The 17,073-nt window shown below is 54.4% G+C and carries 13 protein-coding genes; 8 read left to right on the top strand and 5 right to left on the bottom strand.

Features of this window, described 5'->3' with window-relative positions; translation table 11 throughout:
- Nucleotides 1–31 precede the first annotated feature (31 nt).
- The 4 genes from EYC82_RS05765 (at nucleotide 32) to EYC82_RS05750 (ending at nucleotide 4,523) form a co-directional block, all read left to right on the top strand.
- The gene (locus EYC82_RS05765; protein ID WP_279248593.1) at nucleotides 32–427 is read left to right on the top strand and encodes a ComEA family DNA-binding protein; all 396 of its coding nucleotides are present in this window, start codon (nucleotides 32–34) and stop codon (nucleotides 425–427) included.
- A gap of 64 nt (nucleotides 428–491) precedes the next feature.
- A complete protein-coding gene (locus EYC82_RS05760) occupies nucleotides 492–1,427 on the top strand; it encodes an NAD-dependent epimerase/dehydratase family protein (protein WP_279248592.1) in 936 nt (311 codons plus the stop codon).
- Nucleotides 1,428–1,429: 2 nt separating this feature from the next.
- Nucleotides 1,430–2,410 carry an MraY family glycosyltransferase gene (locus EYC82_RS05755; protein ID WP_279248591.1) on the top strand — a complete coding sequence of 327 codons (981 nt, stop codon included), beginning with the start codon at nucleotides 1,430–1,432 and terminating at the stop codon, nucleotides 2,408–2,410.
- Between the two features lie 73 nt (nucleotides 2,411–2,483).
- Nucleotides 2,484–4,523 (top strand): polysaccharide biosynthesis protein, encoded by a 2,040-nt coding sequence (locus tag EYC82_RS05750; RefSeq protein ID WP_279248590.1) that lies wholly within the window; start codon nucleotides 2,484–2,486, stop codon nucleotides 4,521–4,523.
- Nucleotides 4,524–4,586: 63 nt separating this feature from the next.
- Here the strand turns inward: EYC82_RS05750 and EYC82_RS05745 are convergent, their stop codons facing one another.
- Nucleotides 4,587–8,543, bottom strand: coding sequence for a glycosyltransferase (locus EYC82_RS05745; protein WP_279248589.1), 3,957 nt, complete (start codon nucleotides 8,541–8,543; stop codon nucleotides 4,587–4,589).
- Between the two features lie 223 nt (nucleotides 8,544–8,766).
- Nucleotides 8,767–8,952 (bottom strand): hypothetical protein, encoded by a 186-nt coding sequence (locus EYC82_RS05740; RefSeq protein WP_279248588.1) that lies wholly within the window; start codon nucleotides 8,950–8,952, stop codon nucleotides 8,767–8,769.
- Between the two features lie 539 nt (nucleotides 8,953–9,491).
- Between EYC82_RS05740 and EYC82_RS05735 the strand changes: the two genes are divergently transcribed.
- The 3 genes from EYC82_RS05735 to EYC82_RS05725 are packed head-to-tail and all read left to right on the top strand — an operon-like array spanning nucleotide 9,492 to nucleotide 10,937.
- A complete protein-coding gene (locus tag EYC82_RS05735; protein ID WP_279248587.1) occupies nucleotides 9,492–9,725 on the top strand; it encodes a hypothetical protein in 234 nt (77 codons plus the stop codon).
- A gap of 18 nt (nucleotides 9,726–9,743) precedes the next feature.
- Complete coding sequence (locus EYC82_RS05730) at nucleotides 9,744–10,145, top strand: hypothetical protein (RefSeq protein WP_279248586.1); 402 nt, start codon at nucleotides 9,744–9,746, stop codon at nucleotides 10,143–10,145.
- A 54-nt stretch (nucleotides 10,146–10,199) separates the two neighbouring features.
- Nucleotides 10,200–10,937: a Coq4 family protein gene (locus tag EYC82_RS05725; RefSeq protein WP_279248585.1), complete on the top strand. Its 738-nt coding sequence runs from the start codon at nucleotides 10,200–10,202 to the stop codon at nucleotides 10,935–10,937.
- A 123-nt stretch (nucleotides 10,938–11,060) separates the two neighbouring features.
- On the opposite strand, the gene EYC82_RS05720 is transcribed toward EYC82_RS05725, so the two are convergent.
- From EYC82_RS05720 to EYC82_RS05710, 3 genes are all read right to left on the bottom strand, one after another.
- A complete protein-coding gene (locus tag EYC82_RS05720) occupies nucleotides 11,061–12,059 on the bottom strand; it encodes an NAD-dependent epimerase/dehydratase family protein (RefSeq protein ID WP_279248584.1) in 999 nt (332 codons plus the stop codon).
- A 74-nt stretch (nucleotides 12,060–12,133) separates the two neighbouring features.
- Entirely contained in the window at nucleotides 12,134–13,222 is a 1,089-nt protein-coding gene (locus EYC82_RS05715; RefSeq protein WP_279248583.1) for an NAD(P)H-dependent amine dehydrogenase family protein, read from the bottom strand.
- A gap of 12 nt (nucleotides 13,223–13,234) precedes the next feature.
- A complete protein-coding gene (locus EYC82_RS05710; protein ID WP_279248582.1) occupies nucleotides 13,235–15,466 on the bottom strand; it encodes a molybdopterin-dependent oxidoreductase in 2,232 nt (743 codons plus the stop codon).
- Between the two features lie 220 nt (nucleotides 15,467–15,686).
- Here EYC82_RS05710 and EYC82_RS05705 point away from each other — a divergent pair, with 220 nt between their 5' ends.
- On the top strand, nucleotides 15,687–16,904 hold the full coding sequence (locus tag EYC82_RS05705) for a DUF3089 domain-containing protein (protein ID WP_279248581.1): 1,218 nt from the start codon (nucleotides 15,687–15,689) through the stop codon (nucleotides 16,902–16,904).
- Nucleotides 16,905–17,073 lie beyond the last annotated feature (169 nt).

Here is a 17,073-nt window from a genome sequence, read left to right as displayed (position 1 = left end):
GGATGCAGTTAATCGATAGGGAGATCGAGCGATGAACGAGACATACCTCTTTTCAATGAAACAGTGGGCCGCAGCACTGGCCCAATTCTGCTCTGCTGCCAGTATGAGATGTATGATGCGCGCCTTATACGTGGTCATGATGCTTGCGATTGGCGTGGCGCTGGCTGTTGCGCCAGCCTATGCCGAAGCGCCGGCTGAGCCTGTCTCTGCTATGACAGGGGCAACACTGGACAAGGTCAATATCAACACCGCCAGCGCACAAACACTGGAGGAAAAGCTTGTGGGCATAGGTGAAGCTCGTGCGGGTGACATCGTGCGCTACCGCGAAACCTATGGATCATTCGTCTCTGCAGATGAGTTGGCGGAGGTGAAAGGTATTGGTCAGTCAACCGTCGACCGTAACCGCGACGTAATTACACTGGAATAAGCTAACCGCATCCGTATGATATGGGGGTTTCTACCCCCATTTTTTTTTGCGGCGGGCCTGTATTGTGAAACTCCTTGTAACCGGCGCTACCGGTTTTATAGGTCGCGCTCTGTGCAGGCGCCTAGTTGCAGAGGGAAGCTCGCTGACCGCGCTTAGTCGGAGTGGTATGCCGGTGAGCAGTGATATTGCGTCTTTGCCTGTCGATTTGAAAACAGAATTGCCCGATAGAAAGCTTCTGGATGGCGTCGATACGATTATCCACCTGGCCGGAGTTGCTCATCGTAAAGCGGACACCGAAACCTACGAGGCCCTCAACCACGAAGCAGCGGTTCGCCTGGCTAGACTCGCTGCCGATGAGGGCGTGAAACGATTCGTCTATCTTAGCAGCGTCAAGGCAATGGGAGAGCCCATCGATGACACAAGACGCTCTGAAAGTAATGGTACGCCTCCAACAGAGCCCTACGGTTTGTCCAAGTGGCGAGCTGAGCAGGGCCTGCATGAAGTGTTCGCGGACCGAGGCCTTTCAGTCATTATTATCCGCCCCACTCTCGTTTACGGCCCCGGTGTAAAGGGCAATCTTCAGGTGTTGCTCAGGTCTATCCGAAGAGGTCTGCCGCGGCCTCCTGGTGGGGGCGAGCGCTCTATGATCGCTCTTGATGATCTGGCCGAGTTGCTGCAACAGGTTGTTGCCCATGCACCCGATGGTTTGCATACCTGGATTGCCTGTGGGGACAAGGATTACAGCACGCAAGCCGTTTATGACCTGATGCGAGAGGCGCAGGGGCTTGGGCAGGGTCGCGGCTGGCTGCCGGGCTGGGCTTGGCAGGTGGGTACGGTGGTTACGGATATTTTTGCCAGGCGCCCCCTGGGCACTACTCGAGCGCAGTTGTTCTGCGCAGAGCGTTACACTAACGGAGCGGCCAAAGCAGCGATGGACTGGGCGCCTTCCCGTAGTCTTGAACAGTTGGCCAGACGCATTGTGTCAGACGGGGAGACCTGACCTTGCTGCTCCTTTTCGCCAGTGTCTGTCTATCCATCCTGGTGTGTGGCGCGTATCTGCAAATCGCCAGAGCACAGAATATTTTCGATATCCCGAACGAGCGCAGCTCCCACTCCCTCGCGACGCCCAGGGGCGGCGGTATAGGCCTGATGCTGTCATTTTCTCTTGGGTTACTGTTGGTAGGTTACTTTTACGGTAGCTGGAGCCCGGCTTATGTCACTTTGGTTTTGGCGGCGCTGTCGTTGAGTGTGATTGGCTTTATGGATGATGTGATCGGGTTGCCGATGCGATTGCGGTTCGTCGCTTACAGCGTGACGTGCGCGCTCGTGGCCTTTGTGCTGTTGCCTTTCAGTTCAGGGTTTGTTCTCGGCACCCTCGGGGCAGTCCTCGCCGCGCTGACCCTGCTCTGGGCGCTCAATCTGTTCAACTTCATGGACGGTATTGATGGCATTGCCGCCGTGCAGACAATCATGGTGTGCACCATGGCCGCTGTTCTGGCATCGAGTTCCGTTGATGGCGCCAGGTATGTCTTGTTTTGCCTATTGTTGGCAAGCTGTTATGCGGGTTTTTTGGTGTGGAATTTTCCGCCGGCACGGCTGTTTCTCGGCGATTCGGGGAGCGTGCCCACGGGTTTCCTTTTGGGAGGGCTCGCCATTATTGCAAGCGTTGAGGATGTGATTCACCCGGCGAGTTGGTTGATACTTATGGCGGTTTTTATCACCGATGCGACCTGGACGCTTGTGTGGCGCATAGTCACAGGCCAACCGTTTACCGAGGCCCATCGTTTACATGGCTATCAGCGTTTGAGTCGTCGCTGGCATTCCCATCTGCGCGTGGACATGCTCTTAGTGGCGGTTAACGCGTTCTGGCTGTTTCCAATTGCCTATGCAGTGCAGTGTTGGCCGCACACGACACTTTTTATGGTAATTTTGGCATATCTTCCGTTGCTCCTTGGCATGGCGAAGGCGGGCAAGTTGGCGTAGTATTTCCTGCTCTATCGGCGCAATTGACCTGAACCACGCGCCGCCCTGTCTCAGCCTTCTACCGGGAGTGCAATTGCTGAATTTACGTACCAGCTTACTGACGCTCTCACTGGTTGGTTTCCTTCTGCGCTGGTTCATTGGCTTCTTTGGTGTGATAAAGGAAGTATTGCACAAGGTTTTGGAACTCCCGCGCAATATCAAACAGGCGTGCCTGCTAACGCTGGATATGCTTTATGTGACCGGCGCCATGTGGGCAGCCGTGGCATTGCGCTATGGCCACACGGGTTTCCAGTTTGGCCCGATCGAGTACGCCTGTGCAGCGGTGACGATTATCTTTAGTGCGGTGGTATTCCTGCGGCTGGGACTTTACCGGGCTGTGGTGAGATTCATGGGCCAACAGGCGATCTGGGCGATCATCACTGCGGCGAGCTACTCAACGTTAATTCTGGGCGCCGCCATCTTTTTTACCCGCGCAGAGGTGCCTCGGGCCACACCGTTTATTTATTGGGTGCTTCTCCTGCTGGGCGTCGGAGGCACGCGGCTTCTGGCCAGAGCGTACTATCAGGCCAAGTCGCGGGCTCTGTCTGAAAACGTCATCATATACGGCGCAGGTCAGTCAGGGCGACAGCTGCTCCAAGCCCTCGATCACGGGGAGCACTACAATCCCGTCGTTTTTGTGGATGACGACCGCCATTTGCAGCGATCAATTATTAACGGACTGCAGGTAGTGAAGCCAGAGGCGATCGAGCAGCTAATTGCACAGCACAACATCACCCAGGTGTTGCTAGCCATTCCGTCGGCATCCCTTGACAGGCGCAAGGAGATCATTAATTCCTTGGTCGGGTTTCCGGTCTATGTGCGCACAGTGCCCACTATCAATGAGTTGGTGGCAGGTGAGGCCAGTGTGAACCAGATTCGCGATGTCAATCTGGATGAATTATTGGGCAGGGAGCCTGTTCCGCCGCATCCCGAGCTGATAGAGCGGTGCATTACCGACAAGGTTGTTATGGTGACCGGTGCGGGTGGTTCGATCGGTTCCGAGTTGTGCAGGCAGATCGTTCGCTCCGGTCCCCGAGAAGTGATTCTGCTGGATAGTTCTGAATACGCCTTGTACAGAATAGAGTGCGAGTTGCGCGACACCATGAGTCAGCTGGGTGTGCACGTGGATCTGGTGGCGTTACTGGGCTCTGTTCAGGATCGAAAACGGTTGGAGAGTATTTACCGGACCTTCAGCGTGGAGACGGTGTATCACGCCGCGGCTTACAAACACGTACCCCTGGTGGAATACAATATCGCCGAGGGCGTGGCGAATAATGTCTTTGGCACCTGGTACGCAGCGGATGCCGCGAGAAAAGCGGGCGTGGAAACGTTTGTATTGGTGTCCACTGATAAGGCTGTCCGTCCGACGAATGTGATGGGCGCATCCAAGCGATTCGCCGAAATGATTTTGCAAGGGCTGGCGCAAGAGAACACCGATACCCGGTTCTGTATGGTGCGCTTTGGTAATGTCCTGGGCTCTTCGGGGTCGGTTGTGCCGCTGTTCAGAGAGCAGATCGAGAAAGGCGGGCCAGTCACAGTGACTCACCCCGATGTATCGCGCTACTTTATGAGTATCCCGGAAGCCGCGCAGTTAGTGTTGCAGGCTGGAGCATTGGGTACGGGTGGTGATGTATTTGTACTGGAAATGGGTGAGCCGGTGCGGATCGTCGATCTCGCCAAGCGAATGATCAAGCTCAGCGGTTATGAAACTACGCATGACAATCACGTGGGGTCACATATTGGCATTGATTACATCGGTTTGCGCCCGGGTGAGAAGTTGCATGAAGAGCTTTTGCTTGGCACCAGGGTTGCCGGTACGGGCCATCCAATGATTATGCGTGCCGAGGAGGAGTGCTTGTCCTTCAGCCAGATAGACAGCCTGCTGACGCGCCTGCGCCAGCATTGTGATGCGCTCGATTGCGACGGTATCAGTCGTGTGCTCAACTCTGCTGTCAGCGGTTTTGGCAGCCACGTTGTGCGTTATGACCACCTCTGGAACAGACAGGCAAAACTGGCCGTTGCGGAACCCGCTGCCGTCTCAAACGTGAAGGAACTCTTTCCGGATAATTCCTGACGTTGGCGTGTAATCGCCTAGACTATACGGTGGGGTAATCTAGCGGAACTTGCCGCAAGTATTCTACTTTTCTGACAGGCTCTGACAGCGTTGCCGAAACGCATCGAGCCGCTGAGCCGGTCTTCCCAGACTGCCCCAGCGCTCGTTGAACAGAGCGTTTGCATCTTCGTATAACTGCATATCCCAATGGTTGGCCTCGCGAAATTGTCGAGTGAGGTCAGGTCCCAGTTCTTCGTAGACACTGGCAATCCGTTCCTCCAGGTCCTGGCCCTGATTCTGCGTGCTGTTTTGCCTGACGTAGGCCAGGTCAATCTCGGGAAAGTATGGTCGCAATTGCGTCTCCAGTAACAGCATGCTCTCGTCGTAACGTTCCACGATTACCAGCCCCGGCGTTTTACTGAGCAGAGCAACACTGTTGCAATACTCTTGTTGACCGATCTCCTGTTCAAACAGGCCTGTGCAGAAACAGCAATGGTAGTTTCGAATGGTAGGGCTGATCTCCGGTTGAAGTCGCCAGTTGATATATTCCGAGAATGACAGTTTCTTTGCCGCAATCGCGCCTGGTGTGTCCGCATCTTGCTTTTTCTCGAACTCGTAAACAGAGCGGGCTCTATCGATTGGGTGTCTGATCGAGATAATCGGCAACAGTTTGGTATTGTCAGGTTGAGGCAGAGGAAAGCGAATGTGGTGACTGGAAATTGCCTTGAGATCAGGATGCGAATCGATATAGGGGCCGAGGAAGCTGGCGCCCTTTCGCATATTGTCATCGTCCCTGTGGTCTGTGAATCCTGCGCTCAAACTGCGTTCGAGGCTCCAGTCCAGTGTGGTGCCCGCATTCTTGAAAATATGACAATGAACCAGCAGCACCCGAGTTTGTTTGTCCGGTGCGGGACGATCGTCAGGACCACTCCATAAGGCGCCTTCCAGCGCACTCCGAATGGCTTCAAAGCTGAACTGCTGACGTATTACTTCGCGGCAGTTGGTTGATAATTTCTGCCACAAAAATTTGTCTGTATAGAGGTCGATGACTTTTTCAGCAAACGCAGTTTCGCTGTCGGTTATGAGGGCATTGTGCTGGTCAGTCAGGTTCATTCCCTCTGCACCAATCGTGGTGGTCACGACGGGAAGCCCGTAAGAAAAGCTCTGGCCGATTTTACCCTTGACGCCCGCACCATGCAGCAGTGGAGACACGAAGACGCGACAGCTTTGAAAGTATCCGGATACGTCTTCGACATACCCTGCAATGGTAATGTGATCGTTTGCGAGAGCAAGAATGCGGTCGGAGGGCTCGCTGCCAACAATGGTCAGCTCAATATCGGGTATCTTTTGCCTGACCAGCGGCAAAATATACTCAATGAACCAGACTATTCCCTCCTCGTTAGGGGGATGATGAAACCCCCCGATAAACATCAGTCCGCTGCGCGCTTCGAAGCCTTTTTCACAAGGTTCCAGAGAATGAATATTAGAGACAACGTTTACTTTATCCGCAAACGGCTCGGTTGCCAGTAGTTCCTTCTCTATCGGGCTGACAACAAAAGTGGTATCTGTCTCTTCGGCCAGATAAAACTCGAGATTTTTCCACTGCTGGACTTCCAGCTCCAGGCGTCTCTGTTCGCGCACATAATGAAGATCTACAGTATCGAATATCGTTTGCGCAGTAGAGTATTTCTTGACCAGGTGTAGGTATTTTTTTGCCGTAGCGGGACGCGACATCAGCACTGCGTCCAGGCTGTTGCCTTCTTCCTGAATAAAATTCTCGAAATTTATATCTCCATACTGCGCCTCTACCCCGAGGTCCTGTAAAGCGCCTGTGTATTTCCTGTCGTAGGTGAGATCATCCGGCCAGAACGAAACCCTATAATCCATCTGTTTGAATATTTGCAGCATCGATAGCATGCGCTGGGAACCTGAATCTCTGTCCCAGGTGGGCGCATAGTGATCGATTATCAAAATATGCCGGGAGGCGCCGCGCTCTCGCGCCATGCCGGTTCCCTCCGCGCTGGTGACATGGTCCCGCGCCAGAATCCCCTGCCATTTCTCGACAAACTTGTGCCGGTTCACTTCCTGAAATCGCTTGTAGCCTGAGGTCGTCTTTTTGCCAGCCGAGGCACCACCGAAGTGTACAATTCTCGCTCTGGGTTGATAGATGACCCTATAGCCCATAGAGCGCACGGTGAAGCACAGGTCTGTATCCTCGTAGTAGGCGGGGGCATAGCGCGTATCGAAACCTCCGACCGCCTGCCACAGGCTGCGGGGTATTATCAGGCATGCACCTGAGCAGTAATCCACCGCCCTTCGATAGCTATAGCAGGGCAGCTCGGGGTCGTCGTCATGACCGTAATTACAACCGGTACCATCGCGCCAGATGATACCGCCTGCTTCCTGCAATTTGCCATTCGGATAGACCAGTTTGCCGCCTACGATGCCGGTCAATGGATCCTGAAAGGGGTCGAGTAGGGCGTCTATCCACTGTTCGCTGACTTCGGTGTCGTTATTCAGCAGCAGGATATACTCGCCTGAGGCCTCTAATGCGGCCTGGTTACAGGCGTTGACAAAAACCTCGTTACTCTCGTTTGTGAGTACTTTTATACCGCTCATATCTGCCAGCAGCTGCGGCGTGACATCGGATGAGTTATTGTCGACCACGATAATTTCAAAACGACCTGATGTGTGTTGGTGCACGGACTTGAGGCAGGTGTAGGTAAAGTGCCAGTTGTTGTAGACCGGAATGATGATGCTGATCTGCGGATCTTCGGAAGTGGCAAAGGTAAGTGGTTCCCACTTGGGAATCTCTGGAGTAGCAGGCTGGCCCGCTTCGTCGGCCCCGATGCTATCGGGCGCGCTCCTCGATCTTTCCCCCTCATCTTCGCGCGCCTTGCCTGATAAACCCGCAAGGCCGAGCTTTACCTGCTGCAGTAGTCCGCGCAACGCTGTTCCCGCAGGTAAGATTTTCTCTACGGTCTCCTGATATTTCTTGTATACGCGCCAGGGGGGAGTGCTAATAAACTGGCTGACATCCAGCTGCAGCTCTCGCTCCTTATAGAGGGCATCGGTATTGGCAATATAGCGGTACTCGCGAAACACTTTATCGGTCTCAAAATCCGCCCGTATCTCGCGCAATTCGTCTCTGAACCATTGCGGTGACTGGGTCTCCAGATGCTGGTCGCGGAGTTTTAAAAGATCGCTGTTATAGAAGAGTTTCTGACTGGCTTCGAACTGCTGCTGCAGCTCGTCAAGCTGCAGCAAGTCTTCGGTGTTTGTGGTGCCCGCATCTGCTATCTTGCACAGCAGTTGGTAGTAGTCTCGGATAACAGCGGGACACTGGCTGGCCAGCGCTTCGTCGTGCACCTGATGGTGTCGCATTTTCTGATCGAGGAAATCAGAGAGTTTGTTTTTACTCTCTTCTGTAAGAGAGGGTAGTTCGAAACCAATGCTTGCAAAAACTTTCCCGACACACTGTTGCGGGTCCCGAAGCAAGGCGTCGTAGCTCAAGAATCCTCTCGGGTGTTTCCGCGTGTTGCGCTCTGCATCCACCATGTACTGCATCCACAGTACAAGTGATTTTTCTACCGAGAAGCCGTTGCGTTCCGCTAGCGAATTGGCGATTTCCAGCGGGTTCCTTACAACCAGCGCGAAATGAGGTGCCACGTCCTCCGCAGTCAGAAGCGGCATCCACAAGGGTAACAAGCGAGACAGGCGTGGGTCCTTGAGAGCTGAAATCTGGTCATTGGCCAGGTCTGTGCGCAGGAATGCTCGGATATCCAGCTGAAGCTGGCTTTCTTCAAATTGCTCTGTCCATCGAGCTGGAAGTGGCAGTGTGTCATCCCAGGAAGAATTCAGTGTGTCAAGAATGCAGTCGTTTGCCTGCACGACATATTTATTTTCAAAGAAGCCCTTGGGATTGTCCGATTGGGTTTCGAGCATTACTGTGCCGAGATTCAATCCGAGAATATCGAGGATACCGGTAAAAGCGGACGTACCGCTGCGGTGCATTCCCAGTACAACCAGACAATTTTTCATAGCTCGGATGAGGTGCTTTCAGGCTGCGGCAGCATGTAATTTCAGGTAGTAGCGCCAAAAGGGCAGAACGCTAAAAATAGTACACTAAAACGCGACATTAGGGCGGGCTTACGGCGTAAATTTACAGGAATTTGCGTTATTGCCCGCAAAAAAAGCCTCTGGGACGCCGTTGAGAAGCGCGTCGCGCGGGGGCTTGCAGACGTCGGTGCAAGCAAGTGATGGCTCAGCGTGGTGCTACTCCCCTCAACTCAGACTCCAGAGGCTCATACTGGAACGGGCTACTCACTCCGTCGTGCGAGTGATGGGTCTGTGTTGCGAGGGCGGGTTCCGCCCAGGGCCGGTAAACGCCATTTTGCTTGTAGGCATCTTCCAGAATGACAATAATTTCCCGGTTGCTTGGCGTGCGCATTTCGCCTCTCCTGCGTTGTTGGACTGCAGACGTGTGTATGTTTTACGTGAGCCAGGGCGTGACGCACAATTCAGTCTGCCGTCTGTAAAGGCTATGCGAAGACCGGCAAGGCTGGCGCCGTTTTTGGTTACCCAAATGAGGTATAAACACGAGACGCTAAAGTGGGGGGCACCGACTTTTATCCTGTCCAGGAACCCCATGCGCTGAATCTGGCCCAGAGGCTCCTGTGAGTCTCTCAGTCAGAATAAATAACGGCAGGCTGACGGTGATTAAAAGAAAGACGCGGTTACTGGCAAAGTTTATTATGCGAATGCGTTTTTTTCGCCGGGATGACGCGTTTTTTCGATGCAGAACATGGGCTTACTCGTTCGCTGCCGGTTTCGATCACGGTTTCGATCATCGCGTAACGGGCTTCATGGATAATTGTGCGTATACTGTGCAGAGATGCAGGGGCTTGATGTTTAGAATAAGGGCAAGAATCTTCAAACGAGCTGCGGTGTGGGTAAGTGTTGCGTTGAATTAAGCGAGAAAGTGGCCTGATGATAAAAAAGCTAGGTGCAATCAAGGACGGAGTGGTAGGGCGCTACCAGTCGAGGATTCGTGAGAAGGCAATTACACAGGCAAAGGCCCGGATCGCTCTGTCGCACAGAAACATCAAGGATTTTAGTGAGAGTGAACTGGAGGTCATCGTCCAGGATGAGGAGCAAAAAGTGAAGGGTAGTCTGAAACAGTCTGCGGTAGTCGCGGCGCTCATTGTTCTCGGTTTGAGCTAGGGCAGCGGCAGCGGGTCTATGCTTAATCAGCTTTTGAAAGTTACGCTGATCAGTTCATTCCTGCTCTGGCTGCGGCCGCGCTGGCGGGGCATGTTGGCCCTGTCGTTAGTGGTAATCCTTGTGCACGTGTTACACGCGGAATATTTAGGTTACGTTGAACTTTCAGGGAATGACGCTCTATTGATAGTGTCTTTCGTGGTGAAGTGGTCAGCGCTTGTTGTCGCAGTCACGGCGTATCTTGTGATGACGCTCACTCGACCGCAGGGAAAAATCTCCGCGGTGGATTCGCGGCGTAAGAAAAAGTTTTCGGCAGGTGAGATAGACGCTGCACCGGGCGAGGACGATGGTTTTGAGTTCTTGAGAAAAAAGAAGCGCCTTGAGAGTCGAGCAGAAAAAATGTTGTCGGGGCGTAAGAGCTGAGGTTTTTGTGCTAAACCAGAACAAAGTCTGCCAGTGAGAACGCAAAGGTGAAATATGAACAAGAAAGACCCTTTTAATAATCCGATAAGGCCGCTGGTCGCGCTGCGGGCATTGCGCAAGCTCATTGCTGACCCGGACAAGACTGAAGAAGTGTTTGTCATTATTAGCGCGTTGTCAGGCAATAGTCGTAACAGGGCGTTTGAGCGCTTCCGCAGTACGCCTACAGGCAAAAAAATTCTCCAGGAGGAGCGCGATATTCTCACTGTATTGCGGGACCGTGACAGGTTGGAGCGAATGCCACCTGCATCACTGGGTAAGACCTATTCAGAATTCATGAGCAGCGAAAAAATCAGCGCGGACGGTCTGGTTGGAGCGAGCGAGTCAGGGAGTCGTCCGCAAGACCCCGGTGAAGTAGACCGCCTAAGATTCGGAGTGCGTGTGCGTGATATGCATGACCTGTGGCATGTGGCGACTGGTTATAACAGAGATTTGGTTGGAGAGGCGTGCCTGCTCGCCTTCACCTACGCGCAGTTACGTGACCGCGGCATCGGCCTTATCGTTGCCATGGCCTGGTTGCGTGGAGGACGCTTTCCCGGTGCTCGAAAAATGATCAGGCAGGGTTATCGAAGAGGTGCGAAAGCCGCCTGGTTGCCTGGGGTGGATTGGGAGGCCTTGCTATCTCGACCATTGCTAGAAGTGCGCGCTGAGTTAGGGTTGGGCGATCCGCCGAGCTACGAGGAGATGCGGAGTAACGAGGGGAAAACCGCATTGGCGTCGCGGCAAGCGGCCTGAGTCGTCGGCGCGAATCGAGGGAGGGGTCAGCACTCCAGGCGCTGCGGCTTAGTCGACTGTTAATGCCCGTAAGTCGCTGGTTTATTCGCCCGATTGGAATCGCTGACGACGCGTTATGGGTCACTAGGTGGGGCGACGAATATCTTCAATCGCCTCAGCCAGAGCAGTCTCCAAAGACGTATAAGTCATTTGTAGCTCTTCAACCGAGCGGCTGGCATCGAATAACAGAGATCCAGCCGCAGTAGTTTTCAGGACATCCAGAGGGAGGAGTGGCCGGCGTTTTGTTAGTCTGGACAGTGCCTCCATTCCCTTGGCGATCGGGAATAACCAGGCTTCCGGTATATTACGATCGGGTATTCGCACCTCGGCAATGCGGCCTATCATCTTGAAATACTCTCGCGTCGTGGCTCGCTCGTTTCCGATCAAGTATTTGCGGCCAATACTGTTTTCATGTAACAGAGCGCGAACGATGGCTTCTGCTGCGTCGCGCACGTATACGTAAGTGTAGGTAGTGTTGGCGCCCACCAGTGCCGGTAAATCACCTTCAACCGCGCGACGCACTTCCATGGTTTCCTTATCATCACCGGCGCCTATGACGGCGGCGAGGTGCACAGCGCTGAGAGGCAGGTTCCGCTTTCGATGCAAACGCCAACCCGCTTCGTCACCGAGGTGCTTGCTGCGAGCATAATTACTAGGATGGCTGCCTGGAGCGCTATCCTCGTTGAATGGAATTTTTTCTGGCACCCCCCAGGCTAGTGGCGTACTGACCTGCACAACTTTTTCGACATGTTCTGTGAGGCAGGACTCGAACACGTTGAGCGCGCCCTGTTGGTTGATCTCATAGAACCGCGCATTATTAGCACTCCAGAATTCGCGGTAACCGGCAATATTGATCACCCCCCAAGCACCCTGAAAAGCCTTGGCAAGGCTTTCCCGTTTTGTGATATCGCCCTCAATACAGGTGATTCTATTGGCAAATGGCTGGAGCCCGAGGGCACCTTCGCGCGAGTGAACCAATGCTCTGACCTTAAGATCAGGATTTTCCAACAGTCGCTCTACGACATGCCTGCCGACGAAACCGGTGGCCCCGGTAACGGTGATAACCTTTTTTTTCTCAGTCATTTTCGCTATGCCTCTCTTGCGCCGCAGTTGCTGGGCGCTTAACGCCCCGGACGGAAAACTGCCTGGATTTCCCTTCAGGTTTTGACAAACAGTCGACCGCCGGCAACGACAGGCGGTATATCCTTATACGTGCGAATGCCCGGAGCCGCTGCACAAACGTGTGGTATGGCATTGATTGACGGCAGCCCAGTAATACGCATACCAAGCGCATGTCGCTCGGCCAGTGTCATTTTGCTGCTGTCTTGTCGTGGTATGGGCAGCATTACGCTGTGCACATTGGGATCGCCACGAATATCGATAATGTAGCCATGCTTGTCCGCGCCCTGCCAGTCCCCGATCCCTTCGACGAACCTTCCGCAGACCCAAAGCTGCTGGTTCTCCAATACTGGCTCTCCGCTGACACAGCCCTCCCAGCGAAGGCGCACACCGGCGACCGTGCCGCGTGCGATGACTCCGCCGGGTGTGTCAAAGTCCTCTGAGGCCGGTGCGACCTCGCAGCGGCATCGGATCTCGTCAAGCTCGATATCCAGCAGGCTGGCCATAACCTCGAGAGCGTCACCGAATACTGCCGACTCTTCTTTCTGGCGCGATTCCAGGCCCGGGGTGTCGAGCGGCTGGCCGTACCCGAATGCGGCGATATTGGGATCGCCAAGGAACGGTGTGATGTCCGGCACTGCCTCGGTAATGCGCAGGTGTTCGATTTCGGAGCAAACTGACGACATCACGCAGGCCTGGTAATTGATATGGCCCGGGTTGATGCCGGTACCAAACATTGAAGCGCCGCCAACGAGAGCAGCACCTTGCAATCGTTGTCGTGCATTGCGTCCGTAACGGTTGGCTTGGTAGTCCAGGCCCCAACCCGTCATAAAATTGCAGGTGGTTACGATATTGATGCCGGCGGATAACAGCTGACAGAGCTGGTCGATATCGGGGTAAAGCGGGTTATAGCTGACCACGTCTGGCTTAAGTCCGATAAGTTGATCGATATCAGCAGTAGCGTTGATGCCAAGGGGAGCAAGACCGACGAGTTCACCGGCATCGCAGCCCGCCTTTGCTTCGGAATATGCGTACATACCGATCAACGCGAGGTTGGGATGAGAGAGGATGGCCCGGGTAGTTTCGCGTGCCACACCGCCGCTGGTCCACTGAATGACCTTGATCATAATGCAGCCTCCTCAGACTGAGTTAATAGCAGTAACCGAAACGGGAACGCCATTAACTACACTGGTGCCCGAGGGAATATCCAGTGCCTGATCGTCGATGAGGTCATTGGCGCTGACGCCAGGCAGCATGTCCGTTGCGACAGACTGGCGCGTGCCGCGATAGCGGTGTCCGAAGCCATGTGGCAAGCTGACCACGCCCGGCATCAAGCCATCGTTAAACTCTACCGGTACGATGAGTTCCCCAACCGTGGAGCCAATTTTGGCCTCGCCGCCGTCCATCAGATTTCTCGCGCGCGCATCAGCCGGATTGATCATCAGCGTGCAGCGATTTTTGCCGCGGGCATAGTTGCTCAGGTTGTGTAACCACGAGTTCATGTCGCGGATGTGACGACGGCCAATCAGCACAAGCTCCGGCACTTTAAAGCTCAGGCTGTCGTGCAAGCGCACAATGTCAGCCTCCAGAAGCGGGTGCAGCAATGATATGCGGCCTCCCTTGGTGCGCAGCATGTCTGGCAGTACGCCCGCTTGCAGCGGACCCAGGTCGATACCATGAGGGCTGGCCATGACCTTATCCAGGGTCAGCCCGTCCCGCGCTTCTCCAAAGCGGTCACCGTAGGGTCCAATACGCAGCAGAATGTCCAGGAGGCGCTCACCATTGTGATGGTGTGCCGTCGCTTCACGAACGGCGCTCGCATCGACGTGTTCCAGAGCAGGTGCCTTGAGCACGGTCTCGAGCATGCCCTCGAATAGCATTTCATTCAGTTCGCTTGCCTGCAGGCCGTTCATTCTAGACAGTAGTTCGACGAAAATAGCGTACTGGTCGAGGCTGCCGGGTGCTGGCTTGAACACACGCGGCGAATACCGTGCGAAGTTACGTTGGGCAAATGCCGAAAACAGGAAGTCGTAGTTGCTGTGCTCGAGCTGTGTCGTCGATGGCAGGATATAGTCCGCGTGGCGGGTGGTCTCGTTGATATAGATATCCAGAGCCACCACGAAGCCAACGTTGTCCAGCGCGGCGTCTATGCGCTTTCCATTGGGCACGCTGAGCACTGGATTGCCCGCAACGGTGATAAGCGCATGCACCGCGTCCTCACCTGAGCATTCCAATTCTTCTGCCATGCAGGATGCGGGCAGCATGCTCATATACTCGGGTAAGCCTCGCGCGCGCGAGTGCCAGCGGCCGTGCATCAGCTCTGCCGGCTCGCCGGTATTTTCGTTCTGACCCGTGGCTGGGCGCGCGAACATGGCGCCTCCTTCGGCATCAAGCCTACCCTGTAACAGGTTGACTACGTCGATCAGCCAGCTCGCCAGTGTGCCGAAGGCTTGTGTACACAGTCCGATGCGTCCGTATAAAGATGGGCTGTCGGCGGCGTTAAAATCAGCAACCAGTGCGAGCAGGTCAGCCGGCTTGATACCGGTCCTTTCGGCTATTGCCTCGGGAGTGAAAGGTCTGGCCAGTGCTTCCAATCTCTCCAGTCCGTCAACGCAATCGCCCAGTGGACCAATAGCGACAAGCCCCTGAACGAATAGCTGATTGACCCAGGCAAACAGAAGTAGAGCGTCTGTTCCTGGACGAATGAAAAGATGCTGGTCGGCGGCTTGTGCTGTTTCCGTGTGGCGTGGGTCAAGCACGACTACTTTCCCGCCGCGCTTGCGAATGTCAGCCAGATGCGCGGCCGCATCCGGTGCGCCCAACAATGACCCCTGCGACACCAGCGGGTTACCGCCCATACACACAAAGAAATCTGTGCGTGTAAGATCCGGCACGGGAAACAACCATGGATTGCCGTACAGCAGATCACTACTTAAATTCTTGGGTTGCTGGTCAACGCTGCCGGCAGAAAAGAAGCGTTCTGTGTCCAACATTTGTATAAAAAGTTGGGTGTAGATTTGCGTATGAAAATTGTGACCGTTCGGATTGCCGTAATACATTGCGATAGCGTCTTTTCCGTGCAGCTCGCGAATGTCCTTTAGACGGGCCGCGATATCTGTTAGTGCCTCGTCCCACTCGACTTCTATCCAGTCGTCACCGATTCGCTTGACCGGGCGTCGCAGGCGCTCGGGATCGCTGTGGATATGAGCGAACGCCTGAGACTTTGCGCAGACATAGCCGTTGGAGCGTGTGTCTTCTGCATCACCTTTGATCGACAGAATGTCTCCTCTGTCGCGATCGACCTCCAGCGTGAGTCCGCAACTGGCCTCACAGGTCGGGCAGCTGCGGTAAATGATGTCCTTGGTGCTCATGGCGCTGCTCCAGTTGCGTTTAGTTAGCCGCGCGCACCGAATCGCTCAGTGCCGTCGGATTGTGCAAGGATAGCCGACTGTTAAGTACTCCGCTACGACGATATGCCTTGCCAGAACGAAAGACAATCGGCCGTTGCTCTGACAAAAATAATTGAATGGACAAAGGTGTCAATAACGTCAGAGAATAAAGCCACGTCAACTGCAACTTGAGCGCCCTAACATGGATCGCATTCTGATTGGTTCTTTTCTCATTTTGAGCGTCTTGCTGGCCGCTTGCAGCGATAGCGACGATAATGAACAGAGGGTAGATCAGGCGCCCTCCAATCCTTACGCGGGGTTTTCCAGCGCGCTCTACGGCGATACGGCAAACTGGTTGTGCCATCCAGCGCTCTCTGATTCAGACAACGTTTGTGCGAGCAATCTCGATACGACCCGCGTCTTTGCGGATGGATCAACCGAGATTGAGCTGCATAATCGTACGGCTAATCCTGAGGTGGATTGTTTTTACGTCTATCCTACGGTTAGCGGAGATCCAGACACTAATTCTGATCTGGAACAGGGGCCGGAAGAAATATTTACTACTCTCAATCAGGCAGCGCGGTACTCACGATTCTGTCGTATGTTCGCGCCTGTATATCGCCAGGCTACCCTTGCTGCGATTGTGGATGGCACTTTCGCTGAGGCGGGGGCAGTCGCCTACGCAGATGTGTTGGACAGCTTTAAACATTATATGGGTAATGAAAATAATGGACGGGGCGTTATTCTGATCGGCCACTCCCAGGGCGCGGGTCATCTCAGGCGTCTCGTAGCGGACACCGTCGAACGGGACGAATATCTGCTGAAACACCTTATCTCGGCTCATTTGATAGGGTCGGCGGTGCGGACACCGGAGGGAGCGGATATCGGTGGAGATTTTCAGCAGGTGTCAGTTTGTCGCATGGCCGATCAAACAGGCTGTGTTATCAACTATTCGATCTATCGTGAGTCTGATCCGGAGCTCACTGCGGGGCTTGCCGTATTTGGTACTCCCAGCAATGGTTTAACCGCTGTTTGCACTAACCCAGCGGCTCTGGCAGGTGGCCAGGCCAGCTTTAGAAATTATTTTCCGGCCGGGGGACTGCCCGGTGTCATCGGATCACTCATTGCCGAGAGGGTCGACGGACCGTACGCGGACCCGGCATCGGCTCCACCGATTACGACGCCATTTTATAGCATGCCGGATTTCATCAGCGGGCGGTGCATATTGGACGAGAACGGCATCAGTTATCTGCAGGCAACGGCTAACGGTGATGCAAGCGATCCCCGAGCCGACGATTTTAATGGTGAATTCACGATTTTTCCGGGATGGGGTCTCCATCTCGTCGATATCACTCTGCTGATGGGCGACTTGGTCGAGCTGGGCTCTGCGCAGTCAACTGCCTGGCTGCAGGATCAGTAGTAAATTACGCGTGCTCGCCCCGTATTAGCGACTATTCAATCTGAACAGGACAATTCGTAACCCAATGCGTGGTTTTGCCGTTGAACTGCCTATCACAGGTCGGGATCCTGCCGCGTGCGCATTGTTGCTGATTGACTGTGCCGCGCAAGGGCGACCAGAGCGGCGGGGC

This window comes from Candidatus Marimicrobium litorale, assembly GCF_026262645.1.
In the GTDB taxonomy this organism is placed as follows: Bacteria; Pseudomonadota; Gammaproteobacteria; order Pseudomonadales; family Halieaceae; genus Marimicrobium; species Marimicrobium litorale.
Note: the sequence above shows the minus strand (reverse complement) of the source record. Positions and strands in the feature narration are given on the sequence as shown.

What these genes read in the sequence shown, in the direction of transcription:
- EYC82_RS05740 (WP_279248588.1), bottom strand. Translation starts at nt 8,952, where the DNA reads ATGCGCACGCCAAGCAACCGGGAAATTATTGTCATTCTGGAAGATGCC.
- EYC82_RS05765 (WP_279248593.1), top strand. Translation starts at nt 32, where the DNA reads ATGAACGAGACATACCTCTTTTCAATGAAACAGTGGGCCGCAGCACTG.
- EYC82_RS05730 (WP_279248586.1), top strand. Translation starts at nt 9,744, where the DNA reads ATGCTTAATCAGCTTTTGAAAGTTACGCTGATCAGTTCATTCCTGCTC.
- EYC82_RS05735 (WP_279248587.1), top strand. Translation starts at nt 9,492, where the DNA reads ATGATAAAAAAGCTAGGTGCAATCAAGGACGGAGTGGTAGGGCGCTAC.
- EYC82_RS05705 (WP_279248581.1), top strand. Translation starts at nt 15,687, where the DNA reads ATGGATCGCATTCTGATTGGTTCTTTTCTCATTTTGAGCGTCTTGCTG.
- EYC82_RS05725 (WP_279248585.1), top strand. Translation starts at nt 10,200, where the DNA reads ATGAACAAGAAAGACCCTTTTAATAATCCGATAAGGCCGCTGGTCGCG.
- EYC82_RS05720 (WP_279248584.1), bottom strand. Translation starts at nt 12,059, where the DNA reads ATGACTGAGAAAAAAAAGGTTATCACCGTTACCGGGGCCACCGGTTTC.
- EYC82_RS05715 (WP_279248583.1), bottom strand. Translation starts at nt 13,222, where the DNA reads ATGATCAAGGTCATTCAGTGGACCAGCGGCGGTGTGGCACGCGAAACT.
- EYC82_RS05710 (WP_279248582.1), bottom strand. Translation starts at nt 15,466, where the DNA reads ATGAGCACCAAGGACATCATTTACCGCAGCTGCCCGACCTGTGAGGCC.
- EYC82_RS05745 (WP_279248589.1), bottom strand. Translation starts at nt 8,543, where the DNA reads ATGAAAAATTGTCTGGTTGTACTGGGAATGCACCGCAGCGGTACGTCC.